The sequence below is a fragment of the Hydrogenivirga okinawensis genome (genome assembly GCF_055385515.1).
The window spans coordinates 1,726,418-1,750,650 of record NZ_AP042386.1 but is presented as its reverse complement, the minus strand read 5'-3'; the positions used below and the strand labels follow the sequence as shown (position 1 = coordinate 1,750,650).

29 protein-coding genes and 1 tRNA gene are annotated in these 24,233 nt (G+C 50.0%); 16 read left to right on the top strand and 14 right to left on the bottom strand.

All coding sequences use genetic code 11. The annotated features are described in order from the left end of the window. Positions 1–2: 2 nt before the first annotated feature. From rpmB to minE, 7 genes are read left to right on the top strand one after another with little or no spacing between them, the layout of a single operon-like run. The gene (gene rpmB / locus ACZ483_RS09980; RefSeq protein ID WP_464324026.1) at positions 3–212 is read left to right on the top strand and encodes a 50S ribosomal protein L28; all 210 of its coding nucleotides are present in this window, start codon (positions 3–5) and stop codon (positions 210–212) included. Further along, complete coding sequence (gene aroC / locus ACZ483_RS09975) at positions 213–1,385, top strand: chorismate synthase (RefSeq protein ID WP_464324025.1); 1,173 nt, start codon at positions 213–215, stop codon at positions 1,383–1,385. Beyond that, positions 1,385–2,131, top strand: coding sequence for an MlaE family lipid ABC transporter permease subunit (locus ACZ483_RS09970; protein ID WP_464324024.1), 747 nt, complete (start codon positions 1,385–1,387; stop codon positions 2,129–2,131). The genes aroC and ACZ483_RS09970 overlap by 1 nt, the downstream gene beginning before the upstream one ends. 1 nt (position 2,132) lies before the next feature. Continuing rightward, entirely contained in the window at positions 2,133–3,041 is a 909-nt protein-coding gene (locus tag ACZ483_RS09965; RefSeq protein WP_464324023.1) for a cation diffusion facilitator family transporter, read from the top strand. Between the two features lie 14 nt (positions 3,042–3,055). After that, the gene (gene minC / locus ACZ483_RS09960) at positions 3,056–3,634 is read left to right on the top strand and encodes a septum site-determining protein MinC (protein ID WP_464324022.1); all 579 of its coding nucleotides are present in this window, start codon (positions 3,056–3,058) and stop codon (positions 3,632–3,634) included. A gap of 11 nt (positions 3,635–3,645) precedes the next feature. Further along, the gene (gene minD / locus ACZ483_RS09955; protein WP_464324021.1) at positions 3,646–4,434 is read left to right on the top strand and encodes a septum site-determining protein MinD; all 789 of its coding nucleotides are present in this window, start codon (positions 3,646–3,648) and stop codon (positions 4,432–4,434) included. A gap of 5 nt (positions 4,435–4,439) precedes the next feature. Further along, entirely contained in the window at positions 4,440–4,682 is a 243-nt protein-coding gene (gene minE, locus ACZ483_RS09950; protein ID WP_464325149.1) for a cell division topological specificity factor MinE, read from the top strand. On the opposite strand, the gene prfA is transcribed toward minE, so the two are convergent. From prfA to mnmE, 4 genes are read right to left on the bottom strand one after another with little or no spacing between them, the layout of a single operon-like run. Then, the gene (prfA, locus tag ACZ483_RS09945) at positions 4,679–5,761 is read right to left on the bottom strand and encodes a peptide chain release factor 1 (protein WP_464324020.1); all 1,083 of its coding nucleotides are present in this window, start codon (positions 5,759–5,761) and stop codon (positions 4,679–4,681) included. The two genes, minE and prfA, sit on opposite strands and share 4 nt — an antisense overlap. Further along, positions 5,761–5,961, bottom strand: a complete 201-nt coding sequence (gene rpmE, locus ACZ483_RS09940; RefSeq protein WP_464324019.1) for a 50S ribosomal protein L31 — start codon at positions 5,959–5,961, stop codon at positions 5,761–5,763. Before rpmE ends, prfA begins: the two co-directional genes overlap by 1 nt. A gap of 33 nt (positions 5,962–5,994) precedes the next feature. Beyond that, a complete protein-coding gene (gene rho, locus ACZ483_RS09935) occupies positions 5,995–7,281 on the bottom strand; it encodes a transcription termination factor Rho (RefSeq protein ID WP_464324018.1) in 1,287 nt (428 codons plus the stop codon). Positions 7,282–7,295: 14 nt separating this feature from the next. Then, on the bottom strand, positions 7,296–8,642 hold the full coding sequence (gene mnmE, locus ACZ483_RS09930; protein WP_464324017.1) for a tRNA uridine-5-carboxymethylaminomethyl(34) synthesis GTPase MnmE: 1,347 nt from the start codon (positions 8,640–8,642) through the stop codon (positions 7,296–7,298). Between the two features lie 35 nt (positions 8,643–8,677). Between mnmE and ACZ483_RS09925 the strand changes: the two genes are divergently transcribed. The 3 genes from ACZ483_RS09925 (at position 8,678) to ACZ483_RS09915 (ending at position 10,903) form a co-directional block, all read left to right on the top strand. Continuing rightward, positions 8,678–8,761: transfer RNA gene (locus ACZ483_RS09925), tRNA-Leu, on the top strand. A gap of 10 nt (positions 8,762–8,771) precedes the next feature. Further along, on the top strand, positions 8,772–9,944 hold the full coding sequence (locus tag ACZ483_RS09920; protein WP_464324016.1) for a tRNA (guanine(10)-N(2))-dimethyltransferase: 1,173 nt from the start codon (positions 8,772–8,774) through the stop codon (positions 9,942–9,944). Further along, positions 9,944–10,903: a bifunctional phosphoglucose/phosphomannose isomerase gene (locus ACZ483_RS09915; protein WP_464324015.1), complete on the top strand. Its 960-nt coding sequence runs from the start codon at positions 9,944–9,946 to the stop codon at positions 10,901–10,903. Before ACZ483_RS09920 ends, ACZ483_RS09915 begins: the two co-directional genes overlap by 1 nt. A gap of 5 nt (positions 10,904–10,908) precedes the next feature. On the opposite strand, the gene ACZ483_RS09910 is transcribed toward ACZ483_RS09915, so the two are convergent. The 6 genes from ACZ483_RS09910 to ACZ483_RS09885 are packed head-to-tail and all read right to left on the bottom strand — an operon-like array spanning position 10,909 to position 16,187. After that, positions 10,909–11,115, bottom strand: a complete 207-nt coding sequence (locus ACZ483_RS09910; protein WP_464324014.1) for a DUF2283 domain-containing protein — start codon at positions 11,113–11,115, stop codon at positions 10,909–10,911. Continuing rightward, entirely contained in the window at positions 11,112–11,360 is a 249-nt protein-coding gene (locus ACZ483_RS09905) for a hypothetical protein (protein ID WP_464324013.1), read from the bottom strand. Before ACZ483_RS09905 ends, ACZ483_RS09910 begins: the two co-directional genes overlap by 4 nt. Further along, complete coding sequence (locus ACZ483_RS09900) at positions 11,341–11,466, bottom strand: hypothetical protein (RefSeq protein WP_464324012.1); 126 nt, start codon at positions 11,464–11,466, stop codon at positions 11,341–11,343. The genes ACZ483_RS09905 and ACZ483_RS09900 overlap by 20 nt, the downstream gene beginning before the upstream one ends. After that, the gene (gene rgy, locus ACZ483_RS09895; RefSeq protein WP_464324011.1) at positions 11,459–14,956 is read right to left on the bottom strand and encodes a reverse gyrase; all 3,498 of its coding nucleotides are present in this window, start codon (positions 14,954–14,956) and stop codon (positions 11,459–11,461) included. Before rgy ends, ACZ483_RS09900 begins: the two co-directional genes overlap by 8 nt. A 15-nt stretch (positions 14,957–14,971) precedes the next feature. Continuing rightward, positions 14,972–15,277 carry a 4a-hydroxytetrahydrobiopterin dehydratase gene (locus ACZ483_RS09890; protein WP_464324010.1) on the bottom strand — a complete coding sequence of 102 codons (306 nt, stop codon included), beginning with the start codon at positions 15,275–15,277 and terminating at the stop codon, positions 14,972–14,974. Positions 15,278–15,287: 10 nt separating this feature from the next. Next, positions 15,288–16,187 (bottom strand): MBL fold metallo-hydrolase, encoded by a 900-nt coding sequence (locus ACZ483_RS09885; protein WP_464324009.1) that lies wholly within the window; start codon positions 16,185–16,187, stop codon positions 15,288–15,290. Between the two features lie 58 nt (positions 16,188–16,245). On the opposite strand from ACZ483_RS09885, the gene ACZ483_RS09880 reads away from it, so the two are divergent. From ACZ483_RS09880 to rsmI, 3 genes are read left to right on the top strand one after another with little or no spacing between them, the layout of a single operon-like run. Beyond that, positions 16,246–17,100, top strand: a complete 855-nt coding sequence (locus ACZ483_RS09880; protein WP_464324008.1) for a family 1 encapsulin nanocompartment shell protein — start codon at positions 16,246–16,248, stop codon at positions 17,098–17,100. 10 nt (positions 17,101–17,110) lie between these two features. Then, positions 17,111–18,064: a cysteine synthase B gene (gene cysM, locus ACZ483_RS09875; RefSeq protein WP_464324007.1), complete on the top strand. Its 954-nt coding sequence runs from the start codon at positions 17,111–17,113 to the stop codon at positions 18,062–18,064. Positions 18,065–18,067: 3 nt separating this feature from the next. Beyond that, a complete protein-coding gene (gene rsmI / locus ACZ483_RS09870; protein ID WP_464324006.1) occupies positions 18,068–18,733 on the top strand; it encodes a 16S rRNA (cytidine(1402)-2'-O)-methyltransferase in 666 nt (221 codons plus the stop codon). Positions 18,734–18,739: 6 nt separating this feature from the next. On the opposite strand, the gene ACZ483_RS09865 is transcribed toward rsmI, so the two are convergent. The 4 genes from ACZ483_RS09865 to ACZ483_RS09850 are packed head-to-tail and all read right to left on the bottom strand — an operon-like array spanning position 18,740 to position 21,144. Next, positions 18,740–18,973 (bottom strand): twin-arginine translocase TatA/TatE family subunit, encoded by a 234-nt coding sequence (locus ACZ483_RS09865; protein WP_464324005.1) that lies wholly within the window; start codon positions 18,971–18,973, stop codon positions 18,740–18,742. A gap of 11 nt (positions 18,974–18,984) precedes the next feature. Continuing rightward, positions 18,985–19,200, bottom strand: coding sequence for a twin-arginine translocase TatA/TatE family subunit (locus tag ACZ483_RS09860; RefSeq protein WP_464324004.1), 216 nt, complete (start codon positions 19,198–19,200; stop codon positions 18,985–18,987). 31 nt (positions 19,201–19,231) lie between these two features. Continuing rightward, entirely contained in the window at positions 19,232–19,474 is a 243-nt protein-coding gene (locus ACZ483_RS09855; RefSeq protein ID WP_464324003.1) for a cory-CC-star protein, read from the bottom strand. Next, complete coding sequence (locus ACZ483_RS09850; protein WP_464324002.1) at positions 19,471–21,144, bottom strand: carbon starvation CstA family protein; 1,674 nt, start codon at positions 21,142–21,144, stop codon at positions 19,471–19,473. The genes ACZ483_RS09855 and ACZ483_RS09850 overlap by 4 nt, the downstream gene beginning before the upstream one ends. Positions 21,145–21,194: 50 nt before the next feature. Between ACZ483_RS09850 and thiO the strand changes: the two genes are divergently transcribed. The 3 genes from thiO to ACZ483_RS09835 are packed head-to-tail and all read left to right on the top strand — an operon-like array spanning position 21,195 to position 24,128. Continuing rightward, positions 21,195–22,286: a glycine oxidase ThiO gene (gene thiO / locus ACZ483_RS09845; protein WP_464324001.1), complete on the top strand. Its 1,092-nt coding sequence runs from the start codon at positions 21,195–21,197 to the stop codon at positions 22,284–22,286. A 34-nt stretch (positions 22,287–22,320) separates the two neighbouring features. Beyond that, positions 22,321–23,694 carry a phosphomethylpyrimidine synthase ThiC gene (gene thiC / locus ACZ483_RS09840; protein WP_464324000.1) on the top strand — a complete coding sequence of 458 codons (1,374 nt, stop codon included), beginning with the start codon at positions 22,321–22,323 and terminating at the stop codon, positions 23,692–23,694. Then, on the top strand, positions 23,691–24,128 hold the full coding sequence (locus tag ACZ483_RS09835) for a hypothetical protein (RefSeq protein ID WP_464323999.1): 438 nt from the start codon (positions 23,691–23,693) through the stop codon (positions 24,126–24,128). Before thiC ends, ACZ483_RS09835 begins: the two co-directional genes overlap by 4 nt. The last annotated feature ends 105 nt before the right edge of the window (positions 24,129–24,233 follow it).

Below are 24,233 nucleotides of genomic sequence, written 5' to 3'. Positions count from 1 at the left end.
AGATGGCAGCCTGTGAGATATGTGGTAAGAAGGTTATGCACGGAAGAAGGGTGACCTTCTCCGCTGAAAGGAACCCGAGACTCTTCAAACCCAACGTTCACAAGATGAGGGTAAGGCTTCCCGACGGAACGGTAAAGAGGATATATGTCTGCACCAAATGCCTGAAGGCTGGAAAGGTGGTGAAGGTTGCGAGAGTTCCTAAAGAGGCGTAGATGTCCCTTCGCTTCCTCCGATTCCTGACTGCGGGAGAGTCCCACGGGAAGGGACTTACCGCCATATTGGAAGGAATTCCCGCCAATCTTGAGATCTCTTCTGAGTATATAAACAAAGAGCTCTCGAGAAGACAGAGGGGATACGGAAGGGGGGGTAGGATGAAGATAGAGAGGGATCGGGTGGGGTTCCTATCGGGAATAAGGTTCGGCAAAACTACTGGAGCACCGATAACACTCTGGATAGAAAACAAGGACTGGGAGAACTGGAAGGAGAGGATGGCTCCGGAGGGTGAACCTTCCGAGAACGTTGTTCCCTTCACGAAACCCAGACCGGGGCATGCGGACCTCGCGGGAGGTATAAAGTACAACCAAAGAGATCTCAGAAATATCTTAGAGAGGGCTTCCGCAAGGGAGACGGCGGCGAGGGTAGCCGTTGGGGCTGTCTGTAAAAAGTTTTTAGAGGAGTTCGGAATAAAGATAGGTAGCTACGTCATAAGTATAGGTAAGTTATCGCCGCAGATAAGGGAGGAGGATCCACTAAGGAGACACGAGCTCGCCGAGGGATCAGAGGTGAGGTTTCCAGATCCCGAGAAGGACGTGGAGTTTAAGAGAATAATAGACGAGGCTAAGGAAAAGGGGGAAAGTTTAGGAGGTATCTTCGAGGTCTTCGCCGTTGGAGTTCCGCCAGGACTGGGGAGCCATATCCAGTGGGATAGGAGGATAGACGGGAGGATAGCTCAGGCGATGATGAGCATTCAGGCTATGAAGGGAGTGGAGATAGGGATGGGCTTTGAAGCGGCAAAAAGGTTCGGCTCGGAGGTTCACGACGAGATAGGCTATGATCCCGAAAGGGGATACTTCAGATATTCGAACAACCTCGGAGGAACGGAGGGAGGTATCACCAACGGTATGCCTATCCTCGTGAGGGTCGCCATGAAGCCCATACCTACTTTAAAGAATCCTTTGAGGAGCGTTGATATAGGGAGTAAAGAGGAGCACAGGGCTGGAAAGGAGAGGACGGACGTCGTTGCGGTTCCTGCTGCCTCTGTGGTAGGGGAGGCAATGCTCGCCATAGTCTTAGCGGATGCCCTCTTAGAAAAACTGGGGGGAGACTTCATGGAGGAGGTCAAGGAGAGATACAGGCTCTACCTTGAGCACGTGAGAGGGTTCTGATGAACTGGCTCTTGAAGCTCACCGAGGAGGTGGGCAAAGCTACCCTCTTGGCTCTTCGGGCGATCTACTTCCTCTTCAGAAAACCTCCCAAGCTCAGACACTTCAAGGATCAGTTCACCTACATAGCGGCGGAGACCTCCCTCGTGGTCTTAGTTACATCCACCTTTACAGGAGGCGTGATAGCTCTTCAGACATACTCCACCTTTCATCGTTTCAACGCCGAATACCTTATAGGCGCCGTGGTAGCCCTCTCGATGGGAAGGGAGCTCGGTCCTGTTCTAACTTCCCTGATGGTGGTCGCGAGGGTGGGGTCTGCGATGACCGCCAACATAGGAACTATGAGGATAACCCAGCAGATAGACGCCTTGGAGGTTATGGCTGTGAATCCTGTCCGCTATCTCGTGACTCCGAGGCTCTTCTCCACAACTTTGGGGGTTCCCTTTCTCACGATAATCTCCAACGTCGCGGGGATCTTTGGAGGGTGGTTCGTGGCAACCAAGCTCTTCGGTGTAAACGAATACCTTTACTGGCAGAAGATGGTTGATCTCACCGAGTTCTACGATATAGTGGGAGGTCTCTACAAGGCTTTCGTTTTCGGCTTTATAATAGCAACGGTGAGCTGTTACTTCGGTTTTTACACTACCGGAGGAACTGAAGGGGTGGGAAGGGCTACCACCAACTCCGTCGTTACCTCCTCCATGCTCATTCTCATATCCGACTACTTCCTCACTGCAATAATATTCTGATATGGACAGAAAAAACAGCCTAAAGGTTCTCACTATAAGCTTCTTCCTCATATTTTCCTTCGCCTTCGTGGAGCTCGTGGGAGGATTTTTAACGAACAGCCTCGCCCTTCTCTCCGACGCTGGTCATATGCTCACCGACAGCGTATCCCTCTTCATAGCCCTCGTTGCCCAGTACCTTGTCCAGAAGGCGCGTGGGAAGAGGATGACCTACGGTCTCTACAGGCTCGAGGTTCTCGCCGCATTGGTGAACGGAATCTTCCTCGTAGGTCTTATCGGCTATATAGCCTACGAAGCTGTCCAGAGATTTATAAGCCCGGAACCTGTCCTTGGTCCTCAGATGCTCATCATAGCCTTCATAGGTCTCATCATAAACCTCGTAGCCGGATATCTCCTCTTTAAAAGTTCTGAGGAGAACATAAACGTCAAGGCTGCCTTCCTGCACGTCGTAACGGACACCCTCGGGTCGGTGGCGGCAATCTTAGCCGGCCTCGCCGTTACCTTTTGGAAGTTCTACCTTGCAGACCCGATACTGAGCATCGCTATATCTCTACTGATACTCCCCGGAGCTTATTCAGTGATAAAGGAGTCCGTCAGTGTCCTCCTGGAACTCGTTCCAGCAGCTATGGATCCTGAGGAGATAGAGGGTGAGATAAGGAAGGTGCCTGGAGTCATAGACGTTCACGACCTGCATCTTTGGTCCATAACCGCAGGTAACGTCATCCTCACAGCCCACGTGGTTGTCTCCGACGTAGAAGCCTGCAACGACATACTGAAGGACATAGAGGAGATAGCCAAGAGGTACGGGATAAACCACACGACTATACAGATAGAGAGGGAAGGATACTCCTGTCCGCCCTCCTGTCCCTTACTCAGAGAGGGTGGTGTTCATCACCACCATCACCATCACTGATATAATAGTTCACGGTGGTTGAGGTAAAGGGGATAACGCTTCCCGTAGTAGCTATAAAGATAAAGGAAGCGAGCAGCTTAGAGAGGATAAAGGAGGAGATAAGGGGAAGAATAAAGGGAAAGCTCTTCAAAGGGAGCTACTTCATAATAGAGAACGCCGAGGATCTACCGGAGGGGTGGGCTGAGGAGATAGAGAGGCTCCTGAAGGAGATAAACTTAGAGAGCATCGAAAGGATAGGAGCGAGGGAGGATAAGCCTCAGGCGAGAGGGGAAAGACTCCTGATAGTGGACAGATCTCTCAGATCAGGACAGAAGGTGGAGCACAGCGGGGACGTTCTCATACTCGGTGATGTGAATAAGGATGCTGAAGTGGTTGCCGTGGGCAATATTATTATTATGGGGACACTGAGGGGGATAGCCATAGCGGGAGCTTTAGGCGATGAGGATGCAGTGGTCGTTGCCCTTAAGATGGAACCCCAGCAGATAAGGATAGGGAAGAAGATAGCTATATCGGAGGAATCGGAGAGGGTATCCCCTGGCTATCCAGAAGTGGCGAAGGTCGAAGATGGTATGATAGTTTTAGAGAAGGTATAGAGGTGGGAAATATGGCTGAGGTAATAGTTGTAACCTCGGGAAAGGGAGGTGTGGGAAAGACCACTATAACTGCCAACCTCGGTGTCGCCTTAGCAAAGTTGGGTAAGAAGGTTCTTCTTATAGATGCGGACATAGGTCTCAGAAACCTCGACATGATCTTGGGACTCGAGAACCGGATAGTCTACGATATACTCGACGTTCTTGAGGGTAGAGCTACTCCCGAGAAGGCTTTCGTCAAGGATAAGAGGGGTCTGAGTCTCTACCTCTTACCTGCCAACCAGACGAAGAACAAGGACGCGGTGGATCCGGAAAAGTGGGTCAAGCTCGTTGAAGAGCTCAAATCTGAAGGGGGCTTCGATTACATAATTATCGATTCTCCAGCTGGTATAGAACAGGGTTTCAAGATAGCGGTAAGTCCAGCCGACAGAGCTTACATAGTGGTAAATCCGGAGGTCTCCTCCGTTAGGGACGCCGACAGGGTGATAGGTCTTTTGGAGAGCATGAACAAGGAAGATTACTGGGTAATAATAAACAGGATAAGGTGGAAGATGGTTAAGAAAGGAGAGATGCTTTCCGTCGAGGATATAGTTGATATACTCAAGGCTCCCCTTATCGGGGTCGTACCAGAAGAGGAAAAGCTAATAGACTTCACCAACAGAGGTGAGCCCATAGTCCTCCACATGAATTACAACGCCGCAAAGGCTATAATGGATGTAGCTAAAAGAACGCTGGGTGAGGAAGTACCCTTCGAAAGGTACGGGGAGAAGGAAGGGTTTCTTAGCAGGCTCTTTGGAGGGTGAGATTGTTGAATTTGGGATCGCTCTTCAGGAGAAAGAGTAAGGACGTAGCGAAGCAAAGGTTGATGCTCGTCCTCAGTTACGAAAGGCAAGGACTACCTCCAAGCATGGTGGAGAGGTTGAAGGAGGATCTCATATCCCTCTTCTCCAAGTATCCTCAGTTCGATGCGGAGGGGATAGACGTCCTGCTTAAAAAGAACGAGGAGGACAGAGAGGAACTCTGGATAAGTATACCTTTCAAACCCAGTTAGGCTTCCACGAGCTTAAGTCTCTCCTCCAATTCCTTCGCTCTCAGGGCGTCAATTATTTCATCGAGCTTTCCATCCAATACGTCCTGAAGCTTGTAAAGGGTAAGGTTTATCCTGTGATCAGTAACCCTGTTTTGAGGAAAGTTGTAGGTTCTTATCTTCTCGCTTCTCTCCCCTGTTCCCACCTGTTCCTTCCTCTCCTTGGCTATTTCCTCCCTTTTCTTACGCTCGTAGTAATCCTTCAGCTTAGCGTATAGGATCTTTAAAGCCTTCTGCTTGTTCTGGAACTGAGATCTCTCGTCTTGACAGGTTACCACTATTCCCGTAGGTAGGTGGGTAATTCTGACGGCGGTCTCCGTCGTATTCACGTACTGACCTCCAGCCCCAGAAGCTCTGAAGGTCTCTATCTTGAGATCCTGAGGGTTTATCTCTATATCCGTCTCGTCCGCCTCTGGAAGGACGGCAACGGTAGCCGTTGAGGTGTGGATCCTGCCTCCCGATTCGGTCACGGGTATCCTTTGAACTCTGTGAACACCGCTTTCGTATTTGAGTCTCGAGTAAGCACCCTCACCCTCTATCAGAGCCACCACCTCTTTGTATCCCCCCAAGCCTGTCTTGTTAGCGCTCAGTATAGTGAACTTCCAACCTTTGTCCTCTGCATACTTCTGATACATCCTTAACAGATCGGCAGCGAAAAGAGCAGCTTCCTCTCCTCCGGTTCCAGCCCTTATCTCTAAAATGACGTTCTTTGAGTCGTTGGGATCCTTCGGAACGAGAAGGAACTTAAGCCTCTCTTCCAGCTCACTCAGCCTCTTCTGGATTCTCTCAAGCTCTTCCTGGGCGAGCTCCCTGATATCCTTATCGGGACTCTTGAGGAGTTCCTTCGTGTCTTTGAGCTCTTTATGAAGTCTCTTGTACTCCTGATAGGTCTCATAGAGTTCGGAAAGTTCCTTGTGTTCCCTGCTCAGCTCCCTGTACTTCTTTACATCTTTTATGACCTCAGGATTTGAAAGCTCCTCTTCGAGCTTCCGATAGCGTTCGCTTAGCTTTTCGAGCTTATCTATAAGCTCCTTCTTGAGCATCAACCTTCCTTCTTCTCACCGGGAGAGGCAAGCTCCAAAAACGCGGGCTTTAGTCTAAGCTTCCCGGTGTAGAAGGGATGGCACTGGTTGCAGACCTCGATGTGTACGGTTCCACCTTTGGTAGAGAGGAGGGTGAAGGTGTTACCGCAACCGCACACGAAGGTCGTCGGTTGAAGTTCAGGATGTATTCCCTTCTTCATCGCTTACCTCCAAAGCTTAGTATTATATCCTATTTAAGCGTTCATGGCTTTGAGGAACTCTCTGTTGGTCTTGAACCTTTTTAGCTTGTCTATAAGGAACTCCATAGCCTCCACCGGGTCCATAGTTGCGAGGAACTTCCTTAAAACCCACATCCTCTGAAGTTCCCAATCTTCGACGAGAAGCTCCTCCTTTCTCGTTCCCGACTTCTCTATGTTTATCGCGGGGAATACCCTTCTCTCCATTAGCCTTCTGTCTAAGTGTATCTCCATGTTACCCGTTCCCTTGAACTCCTCGTAAATAACGTCGTCCATCCTCGATCCTGTCTCTATCAGTGCTGTAGCGATTATGGTAAGGGATCCTCCCTCCTCTATGTTCCTTGCAGCGCCGAAGAACTTCTTCGGTCTCTGGAGTGCGGTCGCTTCTATACCACCGGAGAGCACCCTTCCTGTAGGAGGAGTTACGGCGTTGGAAGCTCTTGCGAATCTCGTCATGGAGTCCAGGAGTATAACCACGTCCCTTTTGAGTTCCACAAGCCTCTTAGCCTTTTCGATTACGAGTTCGGCGACCTGCATGTGTCTCTCTGGAGGTTCGTCAAAGGTTGAGGCGATAACCTCAGCCCCGTCCCCCACTATCCTCCTCATCTCGGTAACCTCTTCTGGTCTCTCATCTATGAGGAGGATTATCAGGTGAACCTCCGGATGGTTCTCTATCAGAGCCCTTGAAATCTTCTGCAGGAGAACCGTCTTACCCGCTTTCGGCGGAGCGACGATCATTCCTCTCTGCCCTTTACCTATCGGAGCTACGAGGCTTATAACTCTTGTGGAAAGTTCCCTCGGATCGAACTCGAGGTTAAACCTTTCGGTCGGGTGGTAAGGTGTTAGCTTATCGAAGGTAGGTCTCGCCCTGAGAACCTCAGGCTCGGCAGGGAGACCGTTCACAGCTTCCATCTTTATTAGAGCCTTGTACTTCTCCCCCTCTTTAGGGAGACGGGCGAAGCCCACTATGGTATCCCCCGTTCGCAAACCGAACTTTTTTATCTGAGAAGGTGCGACATAGACGTCCTCCCAGCTCGGCATGTAGTTGTTCTGGGCGCTCCTCATAAAGCCGTAACCTTCCGGAAGGATCTCCAAGACGCCCTTCACGAATACAAGACCGCCGTCCTTAGCCTGAGCCTCTAAGATTCTCTCTATGAGCTCTTCCTTCTTGAGTCCCGTAGTTCTGGTCAGACCCAGGTCTTTTCCAAGTTTCTGGAGTTCTTGCAGTGTCATCTTTTTCAGTTCGTCAAGAGTGTAAATTTTTTTCTCCTGTAGCTCCTGCATCTCTTCCTCCTGGCTTATTTTCCAATACAGAATCTCGAAAATATGCTTCCCAAGATGTCTTCTGTTGTGACTACTCCGACTATTTCACCCAAGTAATCTGCTGCCTCCCTTATATCTAACATAGCTATCTCTGGACTTATATCCTCCTTGCTGTAAGTATCTCTGAACCTTTCAAGCACTTCCTTTGCCTTTTTAAGAAGTTCCTCGTGTCTGACCGATACGTATACATTTAAACCCTCTTGGGTTACCACTCCAGCCTTTTTGAGGATCTCTTCTTCAAGGTTTTTTATTCCGTTTCCTGTGAGAGCGCTGACTTTTATTATAGAACGTCCAGAGAAAATTTCAAGAGGTATCTTGACACCCAAATCGATCTTGTTAATCACTACTATCAGATCTTTCCCTTTCACCGCATTGAAAATCTTCAGATCCTCATCCGTAAGCTCACTTGAGCCATCGATCACAAAGAGTATAACGTCCGCCTCTTCTATCTTCCTCCTGCTTCTCTCAACACCTATCCTCTCGACAGGATCGAGAGACTCCCTTATCCCCGCGGTATCTATCAGCCTTACCGGAATACCCCTTAGGTTAAGGGTCTCCTCTATATAATCCCTCGTTGTCCCCTCTATGTCCGTCACTATAGCCCTGTCCTCTCTCAGGAGGGCGTTAAAGAGAGAGGACTTACCTACGTTAGGTTTACCGACTATGGCGAGCTTGACACCCTCTCTTATCAGCCTTCCAGTCTGAGCGGTTTTAAGTAGGCTGTCTATCCCTTCCAGAACCCTGTCGATCATCTGAAGAACCTGCTCCTTGGTAAGCGTCGGGATGTCCTCCTCGGAAAACTCTATATCTGCCTCTACGTAGGCACATAACTCCAAAAGGCTTTCCCTAAGAGGATTTATGTAGCGGCTGAGTTCACCCCTGAGCTGCCTGAGGGCAACCTTTCTCGCTAATTCGGTCTTCGCGGATATCAGCTCCGCAACAGCCTCAGCCTGTGCAAGGTCAAGTTTCCCGTTTAGGAAAGCCCTCTTGGTGAACTCCCCCGGCTCGGCGAGCCTGCATCCGGCGTTCAAAAAGAGTTCTAAGGTCCTTTTTAATATAAGTGGGTTTCCGTGAAGAGAAATCTCTACCATGTCCTCACCGGTGTAGCTACTGGGTGCTCTGTAATAGATAAGAACACCTTCATCTATTACCTCCCCTTTCTCATCTACCAGTGTTCCGTAATGGGCGTATCTCGGCTTTATGTCAGACTTTGTCCTGAAAAACTTCTTAACCATGTCCAGAACACCTTCACCTGTAAGCCTTACCACCCCTATGGCACTTTCACCGAAGGGGGTGGCTACGGCAACGATGGGTTCTCTCATCGGGAGGTCTTAAAATATAATATAGCTCTCCACAAGGGGGTATGGCGGAACTGGCAGACGCAGGGGATTTAAAATCCCCGGGCCGTAAGGCCGTCCGGGTTCGACTCCCGGTACCCCCATGAGAAAAGAATGAAAACAATTCAGGAAGGCAAAGCCCGGATCCTTGTTCCCGAACTCCGAGAGATAGTCTCCTCCGATATGCCTGTCTTCTACAACCCCAAGATGAGGGTAAACAGAGACCTTGCCGTTTTGGGTATGGAGTACCTTTGCAAAAAGCTGGACAGGGAACTCAAAGTAGCCGATCCCCTTTCGGCAAGCGGTATCAGGGCTATAAGGTTTTTGAAGGAAACGAGATGCGTCGAGAAAGTCTATGCCAACGACATAAACGAGCAGGCAGTAAAGATCATGGAGGAGAACTTCAAACTGAACGAAATCCCACCAGATAAATACGAGATCCACAGGGAAGATGCCAACTTCTTCCTCAGAAAGAGCTGGGGCTTTGGCTTTGACTACGTTGACTTAGATCCTTTCGGGACTCCCGTTCCCTTCATAGAAGCGACCGCTCTCAGCATGAAAAGGGGAGGGATACTTAGCCTGACCGCCACCGATACCGCTCCCCTTTCGGGAACCTATCCCAAGACTTGCATAAGGAGATACGGAGCCAAGCCCTTAAGGAACGAGTTCAAGCATGAAGTGGGAATAAGGATACTGATAAAGAAGGTCATAGAGCTCGCCGCTCAGCACGACATAGCAATGATACCCATATTCGCCTACTCTCACCTCCACTACTTCAAGCTTTTTTTCGTAAAAGACAGGGGTGCTAAGCTTACCAATTCGCTGATAGATCAATTTGGCTACGTCCTTTACTGCTTCAACTGCATGAACCGCGAAGTGGTCTTTGATATCCTGAAGACTAAGGAGCACTGCCCTGTATGCGGAACAAAGTTCAACGTAGGAGGTCCCATGTGGCTCGGAAAGCTCTGGGACGAGGAATTTGCCGACTTCCTCTACAAAGAGGCTCACGAAAGGGAGGAGATAGCCAAAGAAACTAAAAGAATATTGAGACTGATCTGGGAGGAGTCCAAACTCCAGACGGTTGGCTTTTACACCGCCTCAAAGCTCGCCGAGAAAGTAGGAATTCCCCAACAGCCTCCTATAAGAAAGGTGGTGGAGTTTTACGAGGGTGTCAGAACCCACTTTGAGGGGGACGGTTTTAGAACAGAGCTTTCTCATGAGGAGGTCTTGAAGAGATCGGAGGAGTTAAAGGTTATAATAGAACGGCGTTTGAAAGGAGGGGTGTGATGAGTCCGGAGGAGATGCTCAAGAGCTTTCCGAAGCAGCTCGGGTGGGAAAAGTTAGATATCGATCGCTCCCTCTATCACACGATAACCTTCTGCGGGATGGGAGGCTCTGGAATCGTAGGGGATATAGCGAAGTCGTGGTTGGAGCACAGGGGATGTAAGGTAATAACGAGCTCCTACAGGGGTTACGGGCTCCCTAACTACGTCGATGGAGAGGAGCATCTTGTTGTATGTATAAGCTACAGCGGGAACACGGAGGAGACCCTCAGCAACTTTGAAGAAGCCCAGAAGAGGGGAGCGAGTGTAATCTCAATAAGCTCCGGAGGGAAACTCGAAGAACTATCCCAAAAGAGCGGTGTCCTTCATCTGAAGGTTCCTGAAGGTTTCGCTCCCAGATACGCCTTAGGGTATATGCTCTCAAAAGTTCTTGCGGTTCTGGGGATAGAGAAGGAAGAGCTTGAGGACGCGAGGGAGAATATAGAAGGTAATTATGAAGATATAAAGAAAAAGGGTGAGGAGATAGCCGAGAGGCTCTACGGCTATATACCCATAATCTACGCAACCCCCCTAACGGAGGTAGCGGCCTTCAGATGGAAGACGCAGGTAAACGAGAACTCCAAAACTCAGGCTTACTTCGCCACCCTCCCGGAGATGCACCACAACGAGGTGGTGGGACTGGACAACGCAGAGATAAGATCCAAGTGTGCCTTTGTAGTCATGTTCGATCCAAAGGATAACGACAGAGTGAGAAGGAGAGTTGACCTTACTATAAGGCTACTTAAGGACATTGGTATAGTCCCGATAGCCATCGGAGGGGACGGGAACTCCTACCTCGCAAGGCTCCTTCACCTCATACACGTCGGGGACTGGATGAGCTACTACTTGGCGGGCAAGTACGGATTTGAACCACTCCCCGTTAAGGTTATAGACTGGATAAAGTCGGAGCTTTCAAAGGGTTAGGACTCTTACCTTCCCGTAGCACCGGCGAGTTTGTCTAAGTTTCTGAGTTCTTCCAGATGCGCACTGGCGTGAAGCACCTCTATGCTTGCAACCTTACCATCTTCGGTGTAGTCAAATATCACATCTGGCAGGACTTCCTCACTCTCAACCGCTTTCTCCTCCAACAGGCTTATCCTGAGGGCATCTACCTGAGGATCGTAAACTATCTTCATCTTCTAAACCTCCTATCAAAGAAAGCGGTAACAATCGCCTTATTCTTTGGATTGACCACCACTCTTAAAAATCTATTTCCAAAATCGGGAATTTGCTTCCACAACCTTATCTCATCCTCGGAAACATATTCAAAGTGCTCAGGATCGTTTATCACTGCTTCTATCCATTCAGGCTTTATATAGGATCTTTGACTCCTCAGATATCCCTGTAAATGGCGCGAGACCTCATAACCCGCTATCCTCATAGGGTTTTCCTTTTCCCCTCCTCGCCTTAGCCATACCCTTCCAGTAAAGAAGAAGCATCAGATGTATGAAGGCAACAAGGAGTATCAGGGCTATAACATCACTCATAGTAGAACTTCTTCGGAGCGGTTACTTCTCCAACTTTTATCAGTATGTTCTTGACTCTATGGGCTTCCTTCAGAACTTCAAGGTAGTCAAGCTCTCCCCTCTCTATCCTGTCCATCGCCTCCTCAAGTCTTCTCGTGAGCTCTTCGCTCGTGTAGTCTGGGTAATGCTTTCTTAGATAGTTGTAAACTTCTATACCCATTTTGGTGGGTATGAGCCTTCCCTTTACCTCCTTCACGTATCCTCTGTCTAAGAGGGTCTGAACTATGTGGGCGTAAGTTGAGGGTCTTCCGAGACCCCTGTTCTTCATCTCTTGAATGAGCGACCCTTGGGTGAAGAGGGGAACTTTCGGAACTTCCCTGAACTCCACGGGTTTTATATCAAAGGGTTCTTTCTTCTCAAAGACCCTGAAGGTGGGGAAGATAAGATCAAAGCCGTGCTCTATGACCTCCGTTACGACCTCCTCCTCCCAGTCGTAATAGGGGAGTTCAACGTGGAGCTTCTCCACCCTCACCCTTGCGGGTCTCATCTGGGAAGCCATGAAGCGCTTGAAGATCAGCTCGTAGAGTCTCAGAACATCTTCTGGCTCCTCGAGGTCTATAAGTCCGGCGGTTATCATAAACCTGAGATTGGAAGGCTCCATAGATCTGGTAGGCCTTATACACTCGTGGGCTCCTCCCTCTCCCCAGCTCCTCGGATAGAAGTACTCTTCGCCGAACTTCTCGCTTATGTAAGGCTTCGCCACGAGATACCTTCCGGCTTCTGAGACACGGGTCGAGTCCGTCCTGTGGTAGGTGATGAGTCCCGCCTCGAAGAGGTTTTGGAGAAGTTTCATAGTCTTTTGAGCGGAGAAGTGGAGCCGTTCACTCGCATCCTCCAAAATCGTGTCGGTTGAGTAGGGGGGTAAGGGTTTCTTCTCGGTTTCCTCGGGAGAGTGGATATAGACCCTCGCAAGCTCAAGCTCTTCGTAAACGCTTCTGGCAACGTCAAGATCCTCTATCTCCGCTCTGAAGGTCTGTCCGTTTATCTCGAAGATAACCTCGCCCTTCTTCTCCTTAGACTTCTCGTACCTCTCTATAACCCAACCTAAAACGGGCGTCTGAACCCTCCCTGCGGAGAACCAGTTTTTGTTAAAGACCTTCCAGAGAACCCTTGAGAGGGTGAAGCCCACCCACCTGTCCAGGACCCTCCTTACTATCTGGGCTTTTACCATGTTTACATCAAAGTCTCTGGGGCTCTCCACCGCCTCCCTGAAGGCTTTGGGTGTTACCTCGTGGAACTCCGCACGTTTCAGGTTCACGTTGAAGGGTCTTAAAAGTAAAAAGAGGTCGTAGGCTATCTTCTCCCCCTCAGCGTCGGGATCGGTGGCTATGAAGACCTCGTCCACCTCGTAATCAACCTCTCTAAGACCCTCAATAATGCTCATCTTGTCCTCTATCTTCCCCCTGCATCTTTCCTTCAAGTACTCTAAGTCCGTGTGCTGTATCCCTTGAGGCTTACACCTCTTTATGGTGTCATAGATGGGAATGAACCTGTCTTTGTCCTCCAAAACTCCGAAGAAACCCTTATCGGTTACGAGATCTAAGACGTGTCCGAGGGAGGCGGTGATCACGAGAAGTCTCTCACCGAGGGGAACCTCGTAAGCTATAGTGTCCTTGACGAGTCTCATCTGGGGCTTTCCGAAGAAGCTCGCTATCGTCCTTGCCTTGTTGGGAGACTCCACAACTACGAGGGTGGTTTTGAAGAGATCCTTAATCCTCTGAACAACCTTGTGTTCTAAGACGAGCCTTGCCCTCTCCCTGTCCTCGTCTATCTCCCTGAGTGTCTCTTCAAGATCTATCTCCTCAAGGCTCTTGAACTCCACGTCCGATTGCATGAAGTAGGCGGAGAGTCTTCTCTTCAGAGATCTGAAAGCTTTGGGATCGGAGTAGAAAAGGATAGAGAGTCCCTTGGTCATACCTCCCGCTATGAACCTCGATGTCCTCCCCGATGCCTGAATGTAAGAGTTTGCATCCCCGACGACCATAAAGAGCTTTCCCTCCCTGTGGACGAGGGATATATCCTCCGACTCCTCGATCTTCTTAAGGAAGTCCCTGTCGCTAAGGAAGCCTTCTAAGAAGTCCTTTATCTCCTGAACCCTCTCCTTTATACGTGGATACTTTTCCAAATCCTCCTCCTTCATCGTCAGGTATCTCTTCAGGTAGTTTATGTATTCGATAGCCTTTAGCCTGTCCTTCTCCTCAAAGAGGTTCAGAAGAGCTAAGAGTATGGAGTGCAGGAGGGAAGGTTGGAGCGTCAACTCCGTCGGGAACACGTGCTTGGGAGGATCTAAGAAGATGGCGTAGCGGATTATGTGAGGCAGATCAAGACCTCTCACGAGGGGGTTGCTAATGTGGGATATTCCGACCGCGACGTCAAACTCTCCCTTCTCCAATATCCCGTAAAGCTCTTCCGCCTTGTAATCAAGGTAGCTTATCGCTTTAATCCCTTTACTCCTGTAAAACTCAACCACCTCCTGAACCTTATCCTTCCCGTAAAAGACCGAAAGGTAAACGAGTCCTCCCTTTCCGAGTTTCTTAATAAGCTCCGCCGACCGCTCAAGGGCTTCGTTGAGATCCTCCACAGGTTCGGCGACATCCACTATGTTCCTTACCGTAGTAACAGCCTTCTGAACATCAAAGCCTAAGAGGTTTCTGAAGAGAAATACCCTGTTCCCCTTAGGCTTCAGAGTCGCGGAGGAGACTATGAGAACCGTTTCCCGCTCCTTCTTCCTTATCTTTGCGAGCTTTTCCCAGTCCCTTTCGGTCTTGTTCTCCTTGAGAGCTAACTTTATCTCGTAGTCGGTAAAGCCAAGGAGTTTAAAGAGGTTATCCACGTTCTTGGATCTTTTGAGGAAGGAGTCTATGTCGTCTATGAAGATGAACCTGAACCTGAACTTCATTAGGTTTTCAAAGTTTCTGTGAAGGAACATGTTGGTTCCGCAGAGGATATCAAAATCTCCTGAAAGGAACTGTTCCTTTATCTTCTTCTTAGACTCGTAAACGAGAATTTTTTTCTCTACCCCGACCCTTTCGGCAAGTTCCCTCAACCTCTCGCCCGCCTGATTTGCTAAGATCCTTGTGGGGAAGATCAGGAGAGCTTTGGGTTCTAAAAAAAGGGAGGTAACGAAACCGAAGGTGGTCTTTCCTACACCCGTAGGAGCAACTACCGCAAAGGACTCTCTTCTCAGAACCCTCTTAGCCCACAGTCTCTGGAGACTCCAAGGTCTCGCGCCTATAGCCTTTTCGAAAAAGCTTTCGAACTCTTCAAGTCTTTTATCAGTTTCGCAGTAAGGTCTGAGCTCCTGTAATTTACCTAATCTTTCGAGAGATTCGCAAACCTTCTTTTCAGGTTTGGGGAGACACTTAGAGCAGGGAAGTCCCTTGGAGAGCCTCTCGCCGCTTATCGCTCCCCCGCAGTTGGGACACCCCCTTTCGATTATCAGAAGGCTCATAGGGAAATTATATCTTTAACGCCTCATGATCTCCCTCACGATCCTGTCTATCTCCTCGGCGAGTCTGAAGTCCTTCTCCGTTATCCCTCCCGCTTCGTGGGTGGTGAGTTTGACCTTGACCTTCTTAAAACCCACCTCCAAGTCCGGATGGTGCCAGTGGACTTCGGCAAGGGCGGCTATGGCGTTCACGACAAAGATGGTCGTCTTCCAGTTCTTGGTCTCATACTCCTTGGTTATGTAAACCCCTTCCCTCAGATCGTAGATCCACCCCTCAAGTTCCTTAAGCCTCCTCTTTATCTCATCGTAGCTCAGGCACTCCATAATCTGCCTCCTAAAGCTCCATATCGAGTTCGTTGAAGACGCTATAGACGTTCCTCATGTGGAACTCCTCGTACATGGGAGTGCCCTTGTAGGGAGAGTCCTTGAGAGCCTCCTTTACCTCGTCTATAAACAATCCTTCATCCTTGAGCTTTCTCACGTTCTCCCTCACGTAGCTTATGTACCCCTTCGTCCACTTTATAGCCTCCTTGTCCATCGGATCTCCATGTCCCATCAAGAGTTTCTTGAAGCTCATCTTTTCAAGCTTGCCAAGGACCTCGAGCCATCTTTTGGTGGATACGTTCCTGTCGCCGAGAAAAGGTATCCTCTTGTAGGCTACGAGATCACCCACGAAGAGGTAACCATCGTATCGGATAACGAGATCCGTGTTCGTATGCGCCGGGGTCATGGGAATTATCTCTATAAACTTTCCCCCTACCCTGAGCTTTACCCTGCTATCCACCACTATATCGGGAGGAAGGAGCTTGACGCTCCCGAATATACCGAAAGCCTTCTGAGCACCCTCTAATACCATATCCGCCGTCCCGTCTTCGTAAAACTCCTTAAGGTTTTTATGCGCTATGAACTTGGCACCCTCCTCCTTGTAGGGAGCTATACCAAACCAGTGATCCATGTGGTAGTGAGTGACGATGACGTAGAGGATCGGAGCGTTTTTTATCTTCTTTAGCTCTGAGATGAACTCCCTCGCAAGCTCGGGAGTTGAGAGAGTGTCTATAACTATCCAGCCCTCCCTCGTGAGTATTCCGTAGGCGTTGGACATAAAACCCCTGTTTTCCTTAGAAGGCAGACCGTAGCCTCCCTTAGCCATGTAGACGTCATCGGAGACCTTCTTAAGCTCCATCCCGAAGGAGAAGAGAACCGCCACGAGAAGAAGAATTAAGGCTCTCATCATGTCCTCGCCCTCCTCTGCTACTATAATTTATAAAGCGACATCAAAAGGGGGATATGAAATGGATTTCCTCGGAAGAGAAGAAGCACCCTTGACCGCAGAGGAGTGGGAACAGATAGATGAGGCGGTCGTAAGCGTTGCCAAAAACACTCTCGTGTGCAGAAGGTTCGTTCCTGTCATGGGTCCCATAGGTCCCGGACATCAGATGGTCTCCTACGACGTCATCTACGGGATGGAGCCGGGAGTTTGCGAGATAAAGCCCGGTCAGGAGTACGAGACCTGTGAGCCGGTGAGAACCGGAGTGAGAAAACACATCCCTATACCCACTATATACAAGGACTTCATCATCTCCTGGAGAGATCTTGAGTACTTCAGGCAGTTCAACATGCCCATAGACACCTCCAACGCGGTTGCGGCAGCGGTAGCTACGGCGGTGGCGGAGGACACCCTCATCCTCTTAGGAAACAAGAACCTCGGTCTTGAAGGGCTTATGACCGCGGAAGGTATAAACACCATGTCCATGAGCGACTGGTCGAAGGTGGGAAACGCCTTTACCGACGTGATAGAGGGGATATCCAAGCTCGTGGAGCAGGGATTTTACGGGAACTACTACCTCGTGGTAAATCCGAAGCAGTACTTCCAACTCAACAGGATGCACGACAACACCGGCCTCTTGGAGATAGAGCAGATCAAGAAGGTGGTGAGCGACGTATTCCAAACTCCCATAATTCCCGAGAACAAGGCTCTCCTCGTCTCGGCGGGACCCCAGAACTTTGACCTCGTCATAGCTCAGGACATATCGGTAGCCTACGTTGAGTCCACCAACATGAACCACGTCTTCAGGGTCTTGGAGATGGTAGCCCTGAGGATAAAGAGACCGGGGTCCATCCTCGTCATAGGCGAGAAGGGAAAGTAAGATTACTTAGATGTGGGTTCTCGGAGAGCACGACGAGCCTTACCGAAAGCTAAGAAACTCCGTCCTCAATCTTGTCGGAAACACCCCCTTGGTGAGGATTAAAAAAGTTATCCCCGAAGATATCTCCCCCGATATAGAGATCTACGCCAAGTTAGAGAGTTTCAACCCCGGAGGTTCTGTCAAGGACAGACCTGCCCTCTCCATGTTCCTGACCGCAATGAAGGAGGGACTCATAAAGGAGGGAAAGGTGGTAATAGACGCGACCTCCGGGAATACGGGTATAGCCTTGGCGATGGTGGGTGCAGCCCTCGGCGTTCCCGTGGAGCTCGCCATGCCGGCGAACGTGAGCGAGGAGAGGAAGAAGATAATCGAAGCTTACGGAGCGAAGGTCTATCTCACCGATCCCTTAGAGGGAACCGACGGAGCGATCCTATACGTTAGGGAGCTCGTAGAGAAGGAGCCGGAGAGGTACGTTTACTTAGACCAGTACAACAACCCCGCCAACTGGAAGGCACACTTCTATTCCACAGGCATAGAGATATGGAACCAGACGGAGGGAAGGGTGTCCCACTTCGTCGCTGGGATAGGAACGGGCGGGACGATAATGGGAACGGGGAGGAGGCTAAAGGTCTATAACCAAGATATACAGGTGATCGGAGTTCAACCCGCATATCCCTTCCACGGGATAGAAGGCCTCAAGCACATAGAGAGTTCTATAAAGCCGGGGATATTTGACGAGAACTTCCTCGACAGAACCATATTCGTAGAGACGGAGGACGCTTACGAGTGGGCGAGGAAGTTGGCGAGGGAGGAAGCCATATTCGTGGGTCAGTCTTCCGGCGCAGCTCTGTGGGCGTGTATAAAGCTCGCGAGAGAACTGACCGATAGGGGAGAGAAGGCAGTCATAGTTACGGTCTTCCCCGACGGAGGGGAGAAGTACCTGACCACCGCTCTCTTTGACTGAGGTATGGGAAAGCTCTACGTTGTCCCGACACCCATAGGCAACCTGAAGGACATAACTCTGAGGGCTTTGGAGGTTCTCAAAGAGGTGAACTACGTGGCCTGCGAGGACACGAGGAGAACGAGGATACTTCTGAACCACTACGAGATCAAAGGCAAAAAGTTGATCTCCTACTACGAACCGAAGGAAGAAAAGCAGATACCCAAGATACTGAAGGTATTAGAAAAGGAGGACGTTGCCCTCGTTACCGATGCGGGAACTCCAGGCATATCCGATCCCGGATACAGACTGATAAGGAGATGCATAGAGGAGGGCGTGGAGGTTGAAGCTCTACCGGGTCCCTCGGCGGTTATAACTGCCCTCATAGGTTCGGGACTACCTACAGACAGGTTTCTCTTCGTCGGCTTCCCTCCCAAGAAGGGAACGAGAGGGTTCTTCGAGGAACTGAGGGAGTGCGAAGACACTACATTAATAATCTTCGAGTCTCCGAAGAGGGTTTTAAAAACCTTAGAGCTTATAAAGGAGATCTTCGGAGAGGTTCAGGCTTGCGTCGCAAGGGAGCTAACTAAGGTTCACGAGGAGTACATCAGAGGATCGGTAAGCTCTATCCTTGAAGAGATCGGTAAGAGGGAGAGTATTAAAGGTGAGGTGGTCATACTGATCAGGCTCTGAAAAGGCTCAGCCGGTTTTAGCCTCCTCCTTCTTCTCCTCCTTAACCTCCTCCGCCTTTACCTCTTTGATCTTCTTCTCTTCCTCCGGCTCTATCTCTCCCGAGAGGGCTTTCTTGAAGTTTCTTATGCCCGCTCCGAGAGCCTTTCCCGCCTCGGGAATTCTTGACGCTCCGAAGAGAACGAAGATGATCGCAAGTATTATCAGTAGCTCCGGTAGCGATATGTTACCTATGAACGGCATCTTATACCTCCTTAACTTGCTTTAGCTTCCTCTTCTTTGTTAACCTCTTCAGCCTTTACCTCTTTTATCTTCTTCTCCTCGTCCGCTTCTCCAAATAGACCTTTCTTGAAGTTCCTTATTCCCTCCCCGAGGGCTCTACCGGCCTCGGGAAGCCTTGAAGCTCCAAAGAGGACGAAGACCACCAGAAGGATCACTATCAGCTCGGATATGTTAGGCATATGAAACATTCCCTAACCTCCTCCGAATTAATATAACTCTTCAGCAGCATCTTATCCACTCCAAGGGAGAGTGTTTCAGACCCATCCTCCTGTGCCAAGCGTGGAACTCCTCAAGGAGCTGTGGGTAAGCCTCTAAGAAAAAGATCTTGTAGGGATTGGGAAGACCAAAGTAGTCGGAGAAGACGAAGAAGAGGAAGACCTCGTTGAGCTTCCTCGCCTCCCTTGCAAACTCCTGACCGAACTTGAGCCTGTAGAACTCCTTCAGGATCTCACCTATCTTCATGCCTCCGCTCTCCTCTCTATTCTTATCGCGTTTATGGACTCAAGTATTATAAGAACCTCTAAGATCAGGATTACCCCGCTCACGCTTGCTAAAAGGTAATCTCCCCTAAGGGCGTTAGTTGTCATGTTCATAAACATCGCAACGGAGGTTATTATCAGGACAAGGACAAGAGGGATAAGTATGGGTAGAGTTGGTCTCTGCTCTCTTCTTAGGTAGAGATAGGTTACTAAAAGAGCCAAGCCCGCAAGGAGCTGGTTCGCTGCACCAAAGACGGGCCAGAACAGAAGCCCGCCCTTTCCCCCTTCCTTGGCAAGAACGAGAGCCATTGAGGTAAAGATTGCAACGAACGAGGCGAACCATGTGTTCTTTAGAGGATTTATGGAATATATCTGCCCCAGCTCGTTCAGGATATACCTCTGAATCCTCACGCTCGTATCCATCGTGGTAGCGGCAAAGAGTACTACCAGGGTCGCTATCAGGGTCTTGGAGAGCTCTAAGTCTATACCGATTGAGGATATCAGATTGGCTCCGCCCTCGACGACCGCCGGGATCGCAGACTTCTTTATGGAAGCCCAGGAGCTGTAGAGCTGAGCGAACCTATCTGAGGAGAACATAGCTATCCCTGCGGTGCAGGCTATTATTACCGCAACGGCGAGGGAGCTTTCACCGAGGAAACCGAGGTATCCAACGGTTCTCGCATCGCTCTCCTTAGAGAGCTGCTTTGAGGAGGTTCCGGAGGAAACGAGGGCATGAAAACCGCTCAGAGCTCCACAGGCTATGGTTATGAAGAGGAAGGGGAATATAGGAGGAGCTCCCTCAGGTGAGAGGTTTATAACCGGTGCAGCAACTTTGGGATTCGATACCAGGGCTCCGATGTAGATCAAAGCGAGAAGTACGATTACCTGAAGTCCGTTGAGAAAGTCCCTCGGCTGGAGAAGTAGCCATACGGGAAGGGAGGAGGCGAAGAAGGTGTAGGTAAAGAGGACGATTATCCAGAACATTATCGTGTCTATACCGAGGAGGTTGGCTAAGGGTGTCGCGTCCACAGGATAGGCTCTTCCTAAGAACATGGAGCCATAGAGGATAAGGAGGAAGATAATCGTTGGTATTAGAAAGTTTATTCTGAAGCGGTAAACCGAATACCCAAAGGCTACGGCGAGAGGAACTATCGTCCAAGCTGGTATCACGCTGGAAGGAAACTTTGTAAATAGAAGGGCTATCACATAAGCGAAGACGGCGTTCACGAGGATCGCGAGAGCGAGTATAAGAAGGAGGAAAACAATCCTTGCCCTCTCGCCCGCATACTCTCCCAAGATCGTTCCTATGGATCTGCCCTTGTGTCTTATGGAAGTTACCAGAGCTCCAAAGTCGTGAACAGCACCAATAAAAACCGCTCCGAGGACTACCCAGAGAAGTGCTGGTAGCCATCCCCATATAACCGCTATGGCTGGTCCAACTATGGGTCCTGCCCCCGTTATAGAGGTAAAGTGGTGCCCCAAGAGGATCCACTTGTTGGTGGGAACGTAATCGACTCCGTCCCTGAGTTCATGGGCGGGGGTCTGTCTGCCGTCGTCGAGAGAGAAAACTTTTTTAGAGAGATAGCGAGAGTAAACGAGAAAGCCTATGGTGTAGGAGAGGAAGGCGAAGACTATAACACCCACCGCGTTCATAGGATGAAATTATAAAACTGCGTTCCGAATCCCGTTTTATATTAATCTTTATGAATATTCTAATAGTCGGAAGCGGGATAATAGGTCTATCAACAGCCTTCGAGCTCGCCCTTGCAGGACACAAGGTAACGGTCGTTACGAGGAACTACGAGGAGGGAGCCTCCTGGGTAGCGGGAGGTATGCTCGCCCCCTTTTCGGAAGGTCTCGAGGGAGACCTACTCCGATTCTCCACGGAGAGCCTCAAGCTCTATCCGGACTTCATAAGAAGGCTCGAGGAAGTCTCGAGGATTAAGCTTTACTTCAACGGAAAGGGTATACTCCGCCTGATAGTGGACGAGGAGGAAAAGGGGGAATTAGAAAGTAAGGTAGCCCTCTATAAAGAGGAGGGATGGAACGTAGAGGAGATAGGAAGAGAAGAGCTTTTGAAGGAGCACGGTCTGTCTGAAGAGGTGGAAGGAGCCTACCTCTTCAGGGATGAGGGGAATGTTGATGCAGAGAAGCTTATGGACGCCCTCCTCTTAGCCTGCGAGAACCTGAAGATAAGGATCGCAGTGGATGAGATAACCGAGGTGGACGGGGGAGAGGAAAAGGTAGAGGAGGTTAGGGGGTACAGAGGAAGCTACAGAGCGGATCTCTACATCTTCACCACAGGAGCGTGGAGCAGGTCTCTTTTGAAGCTCCCCGTCTTTCCCGTCAAGGGACAGATCTTGAAGATAAAGGGACCAGAGCTCGAGAGGGTTCTATACTCCTCTATATCTTACATAATACCTAAGGAGAACTTCATACTCGTTGGAGCTACCTCTGAGGATGCAGGCTTCGACACGAGACCAACGGCGGGGGGAGTTAGGGAACTCTTGAACGGAGCCCTAAGGGTCTTCCCCGCTCTTTCGAACGCCGAGTTCTTAGGTGTTAAGGTCGGCTTCAGACCTGGAACGCCCGACGAAAAACCGATCCTTCACGCGGGGGATAACTACCTGATATTAACCGGACACTACAGGAACGGCGTTCTCTGGGCTCCGGTCAGTGCCAGGATAGCCCTTGACCTCGTGGAAAGAAGCCTAAGGTCTCCCTTCTTTGAGCTTTTCTCCCCAAAGAGATTTCAGAACGAAGATCATATTGTTAGAAAGGAGGAGGGCTATTAATTTTTAAAACATCATTTCATGAGGAGGATGTGGAATGCTGAGAGCCGAGTGGATTGAGAAGAGAAGGAAGTTTAAGAATAAAACCCAGATGCACTTAGCCCGTCAGGGCATAATCACCGAAGAGATGGAGTACGTAGCCCGGAGGGAAGGGCTACATCCCGAGTTCGTGCGGCAGGAGGTAGCTATCGGGAGAATGATAATTCCCGCTAACATAAATCACCTTCATCTCGAACCCATGTGTATCGGCATGAATTCAAAGGTTAAGGTGAACGCAAACATAGGAAACTCAGGGCTCGCTTCGGACATTCCCACCGAGGTTGAGAAGGCGAAGGTAGCTATAAAGTACGGTGCCGACACGATAATGGATCTCTCCACAGGGGATGCCATACCGGAAACGAGGGAGGCGATAATATCCGCAAGCACCGTCCCCGTAGGAACCGTTCCTATATATGAAGCATGGAAGGTAGCCAAGGGAGATGTTAAACAGCTCACAGTGGATCTCATCCTTGACGTCATAGAGGAGCAGGCGAGGCAGGGGGTCTCCTACATGACTATCCACGCTGGAATTCTGAGGGAGCACCTGCCCTTGGTTCAGCACAGGGTAATGGGTATCGTTTCCAGAGGCGGAGCCATCTTAGCCCAGTGGATGACGGAGCACGGAAAGCAGAATCCCCTCTACGAACACTTCGATAAGATCTGTGAGATATTCAAGAAGTACGACGTCTCCTTCTCCCTCGGAGATGCTCTGAGACCAGGCTGTATAGAGGACGCCACCGACGACGCCCAGCTTGCCGAGCTCAAAGTTCTCGGTGAGCTAACGGAGAGGGCATGGAAACACGACGTTCAGGTGATGGTTGAGGGTCCCGGACATGTCCCCCTGCACGAGGTGGAGTTCAACATGAAGATACAGCAGCTCTGGTGTAAGGAGGCTCCCTTCTACATACTCGGTCCCCTCGTCCTCGACGTAGCTCCGGGATACGACCACATAGGTAGCGCCATAGGTGCGGCTGTAGCTGGTTCTGTGGGAGCTTCCATGCTTTGCTACATTACCCCCAAGGAACACCTCGGACTTCCGAATATAGAGGACGTCAAGCAGGGGGTGATAGCCTACAAGATAGCTGCCCACGCCGCCGACATAGCTAAGCATTGGCCCGGCGCGAGGGACTGGGATCTTGAGATGTCAAAGGCGAGGTACGCTTTCGACTGGAACAGGCAGTTTGAGCTCGCGATGGATCCGGAGACGGCAAGGGCTTACCACGACGAGACCCTTCCCCAGGAAGGGTACAAGACCGCCAAGTTCTGTTCCATGTGCGGTCCTGAGTTCTGTTCCTACAAGATATCCCAGAGGGTTCAGGAGAAGGTGGAACCTGCGGAGTTGCTCGCTAAGGACGAGTGGATAGCACCATGAGGTCCTGGACATACTTTATCCAGCTCGTCGGAAGGAACGAGAAAGGGGAAACGATGCAAGAAGGGGCGCTCTACATAGTCGCCGTCCCCACCGATATGAATCTCTTTCAGGAACAAAAACTCTCCTGCTACTCTGAGCACTACCTTCCCGAAGAGAGTGCCGTGAAGTACGGGAAGGCTTTTGCCGTCGGTGTTGAGTTCGAGGTAAAGGATCCAGAGAATTATGGGCTGAACTTCTTCAGAGAAGAGGATGAACTGTACATCTTTAAAGAAGGTATATCTATGAAGGAGGGACTCAAAAACGTTTACAGGCTACTGATGGACAGGCTCAGATCCCTCGGCTACGGTAAGGACTTCGATACTATGTTCGATATGGGAAATCCATCGGAGGATCTGATGAGGGAGTGTCTACTGGAAGCTATAAAGGGCGAGTAAGGGCTTGATAAAACGACGTTTTATATTCTTGACCTATCTCATACTTTAACGTCTTGACAATATAAGGAACTCCTTATAAATTGTAGCCTACCTATCCAAGAAGTG

What these genes read in the sequence shown, in the direction of transcription:
- ACZ483_RS09915 (WP_464324015.1), top strand. Translation starts at nt 9,944, where the DNA reads ATGAGTCCGGAGGAGATGCTCAAGAGCTTTCCGAAGCAGCTCGGGTGG.
- ACZ483_RS09865 (WP_464324005.1), bottom strand. Translation starts at nt 18,973, where the DNA reads ATGCCGTTCATAGGTAACATATCGCTACCGGAGCTACTGATAATACTT.
- mnmE (WP_464324017.1), bottom strand. Translation starts at nt 8,642, where the DNA reads ATGAGAGAACCCATCGTTGCCGTAGCCACCCCCTTCGGTGAAAGTGCC.
- thiO (WP_464324001.1), top strand. Translation starts at nt 21,195, where the DNA reads ATGAATATTCTAATAGTCGGAAGCGGGATAATAGGTCTATCAACAGCC.
- ACZ483_RS09835 (WP_464323999.1), top strand. Translation starts at nt 23,691, where the DNA reads ATGAGGTCCTGGACATACTTTATCCAGCTCGTCGGAAGGAACGAGAAA.
- ACZ483_RS09850 (WP_464324002.1), bottom strand. Translation starts at nt 21,144, where the DNA reads ATGAACGCGGTGGGTGTTATAGTCTTCGCCTTCCTCTCCTACACCATA.
- prfA (WP_464324020.1), bottom strand. Translation starts at nt 5,761, where the DNA reads ATGCTCAAGAAGGAGCTTATAGATAAGCTCGAAAAGCTAAGCGAACGC.
- ACZ483_RS09855 (WP_464324003.1), bottom strand. Translation starts at nt 19,474, where the DNA reads ATGAAGATAGGTGAGATCCTGAAGGAGTTCTACAGGCTCAAGTTCGGT.
- ACZ483_RS09880 (WP_464324008.1), top strand. Translation starts at nt 16,246, where the DNA reads ATGGATTTCCTCGGAAGAGAAGAAGCACCCTTGACCGCAGAGGAGTGG.
- aroC (WP_464324025.1), top strand. Translation starts at nt 213, where the DNA reads ATGTCCCTTCGCTTCCTCCGATTCCTGACTGCGGGAGAGTCCCACGGG.
- cysM (WP_464324007.1), top strand. Translation starts at nt 17,111, where the DNA reads ATGTGGGTTCTCGGAGAGCACGACGAGCCTTACCGAAAGCTAAGAAAC.
- minD (WP_464324021.1), top strand. Translation starts at nt 3,646, where the DNA reads ATGGCTGAGGTAATAGTTGTAACCTCGGGAAAGGGAGGTGTGGGAAAG.
- ACZ483_RS09910 (WP_464324014.1), bottom strand. Translation starts at nt 11,115, where the DNA reads ATGAAGATAGTTTACGATCCTCAGGTAGATGCCCTCAGGATAAGCCTG.
- ACZ483_RS09965 (WP_464324023.1), top strand. Translation starts at nt 2,133, where the DNA reads ATGGACAGAAAAAACAGCCTAAAGGTTCTCACTATAAGCTTCTTCCTC.
- ACZ483_RS09900 (WP_464324012.1), bottom strand. Translation starts at nt 11,466, where the DNA reads ATGAGTGATGTTATAGCCCTGATACTCCTTGTTGCCTTCATACATCTG.
- ACZ483_RS09860 (WP_464324004.1), bottom strand. Translation starts at nt 19,200, where the DNA reads ATGTTTCATATGCCTAACATATCCGAGCTGATAGTGATCCTTCTGGTG.
- ACZ483_RS09905 (WP_464324013.1), bottom strand. Translation starts at nt 11,360, where the DNA reads ATGAGGATAGCGGGTTATGAGGTCTCGCGCCATTTACAGGGATATCTG.
- thiC (WP_464324000.1), top strand. Translation starts at nt 22,321, where the DNA reads ATGCTGAGAGCCGAGTGGATTGAGAAGAGAAGGAAGTTTAAGAATAAA.
- rsmI (WP_464324006.1), top strand. Translation starts at nt 18,068, where the DNA reads ATGGGAAAGCTCTACGTTGTCCCGACACCCATAGGCAACCTGAAGGAC.
- rho (WP_464324018.1), bottom strand. Translation starts at nt 7,281, where the DNA reads ATGCAGGAGCTACAGGAGAAAAAAATTTACACTCTTGACGAACTGAAA.
- ACZ483_RS09920 (WP_464324016.1), top strand. Translation starts at nt 8,772, where the DNA reads ATGAAAACAATTCAGGAAGGCAAAGCCCGGATCCTTGTTCCCGAACTC.
- rpmB (WP_464324026.1), top strand. Translation starts at nt 3, where the DNA reads ATGGCAGCCTGTGAGATATGTGGTAAGAAGGTTATGCACGGAAGAAGG.
- ACZ483_RS09970 (WP_464324024.1), top strand. Translation starts at nt 1,385, where the DNA reads ATGAACTGGCTCTTGAAGCTCACCGAGGAGGTGGGCAAAGCTACCCTC.
- ACZ483_RS09885 (WP_464324009.1), bottom strand. Translation starts at nt 16,187, where the DNA reads ATGATGAGAGCCTTAATTCTTCTTCTCGTGGCGGTTCTCTTCTCCTTC.
- rpmE (WP_464324019.1), bottom strand. Translation starts at nt 5,961, where the DNA reads ATGAAGAAGGGAATACATCCTGAACTTCAACCGACGACCTTCGTGTGC.
- ACZ483_RS09890 (WP_464324010.1), bottom strand. Translation starts at nt 15,277, where the DNA reads ATGGAGTGCCTGAGCTACGATGAGATAAAGAGGAGGCTTAAGGAACTT.
- rgy (WP_464324011.1), bottom strand. Translation starts at nt 14,956, where the DNA reads ATGAGCCTTCTGATAATCGAAAGGGGGTGTCCCAACTGCGGGGGAGCG.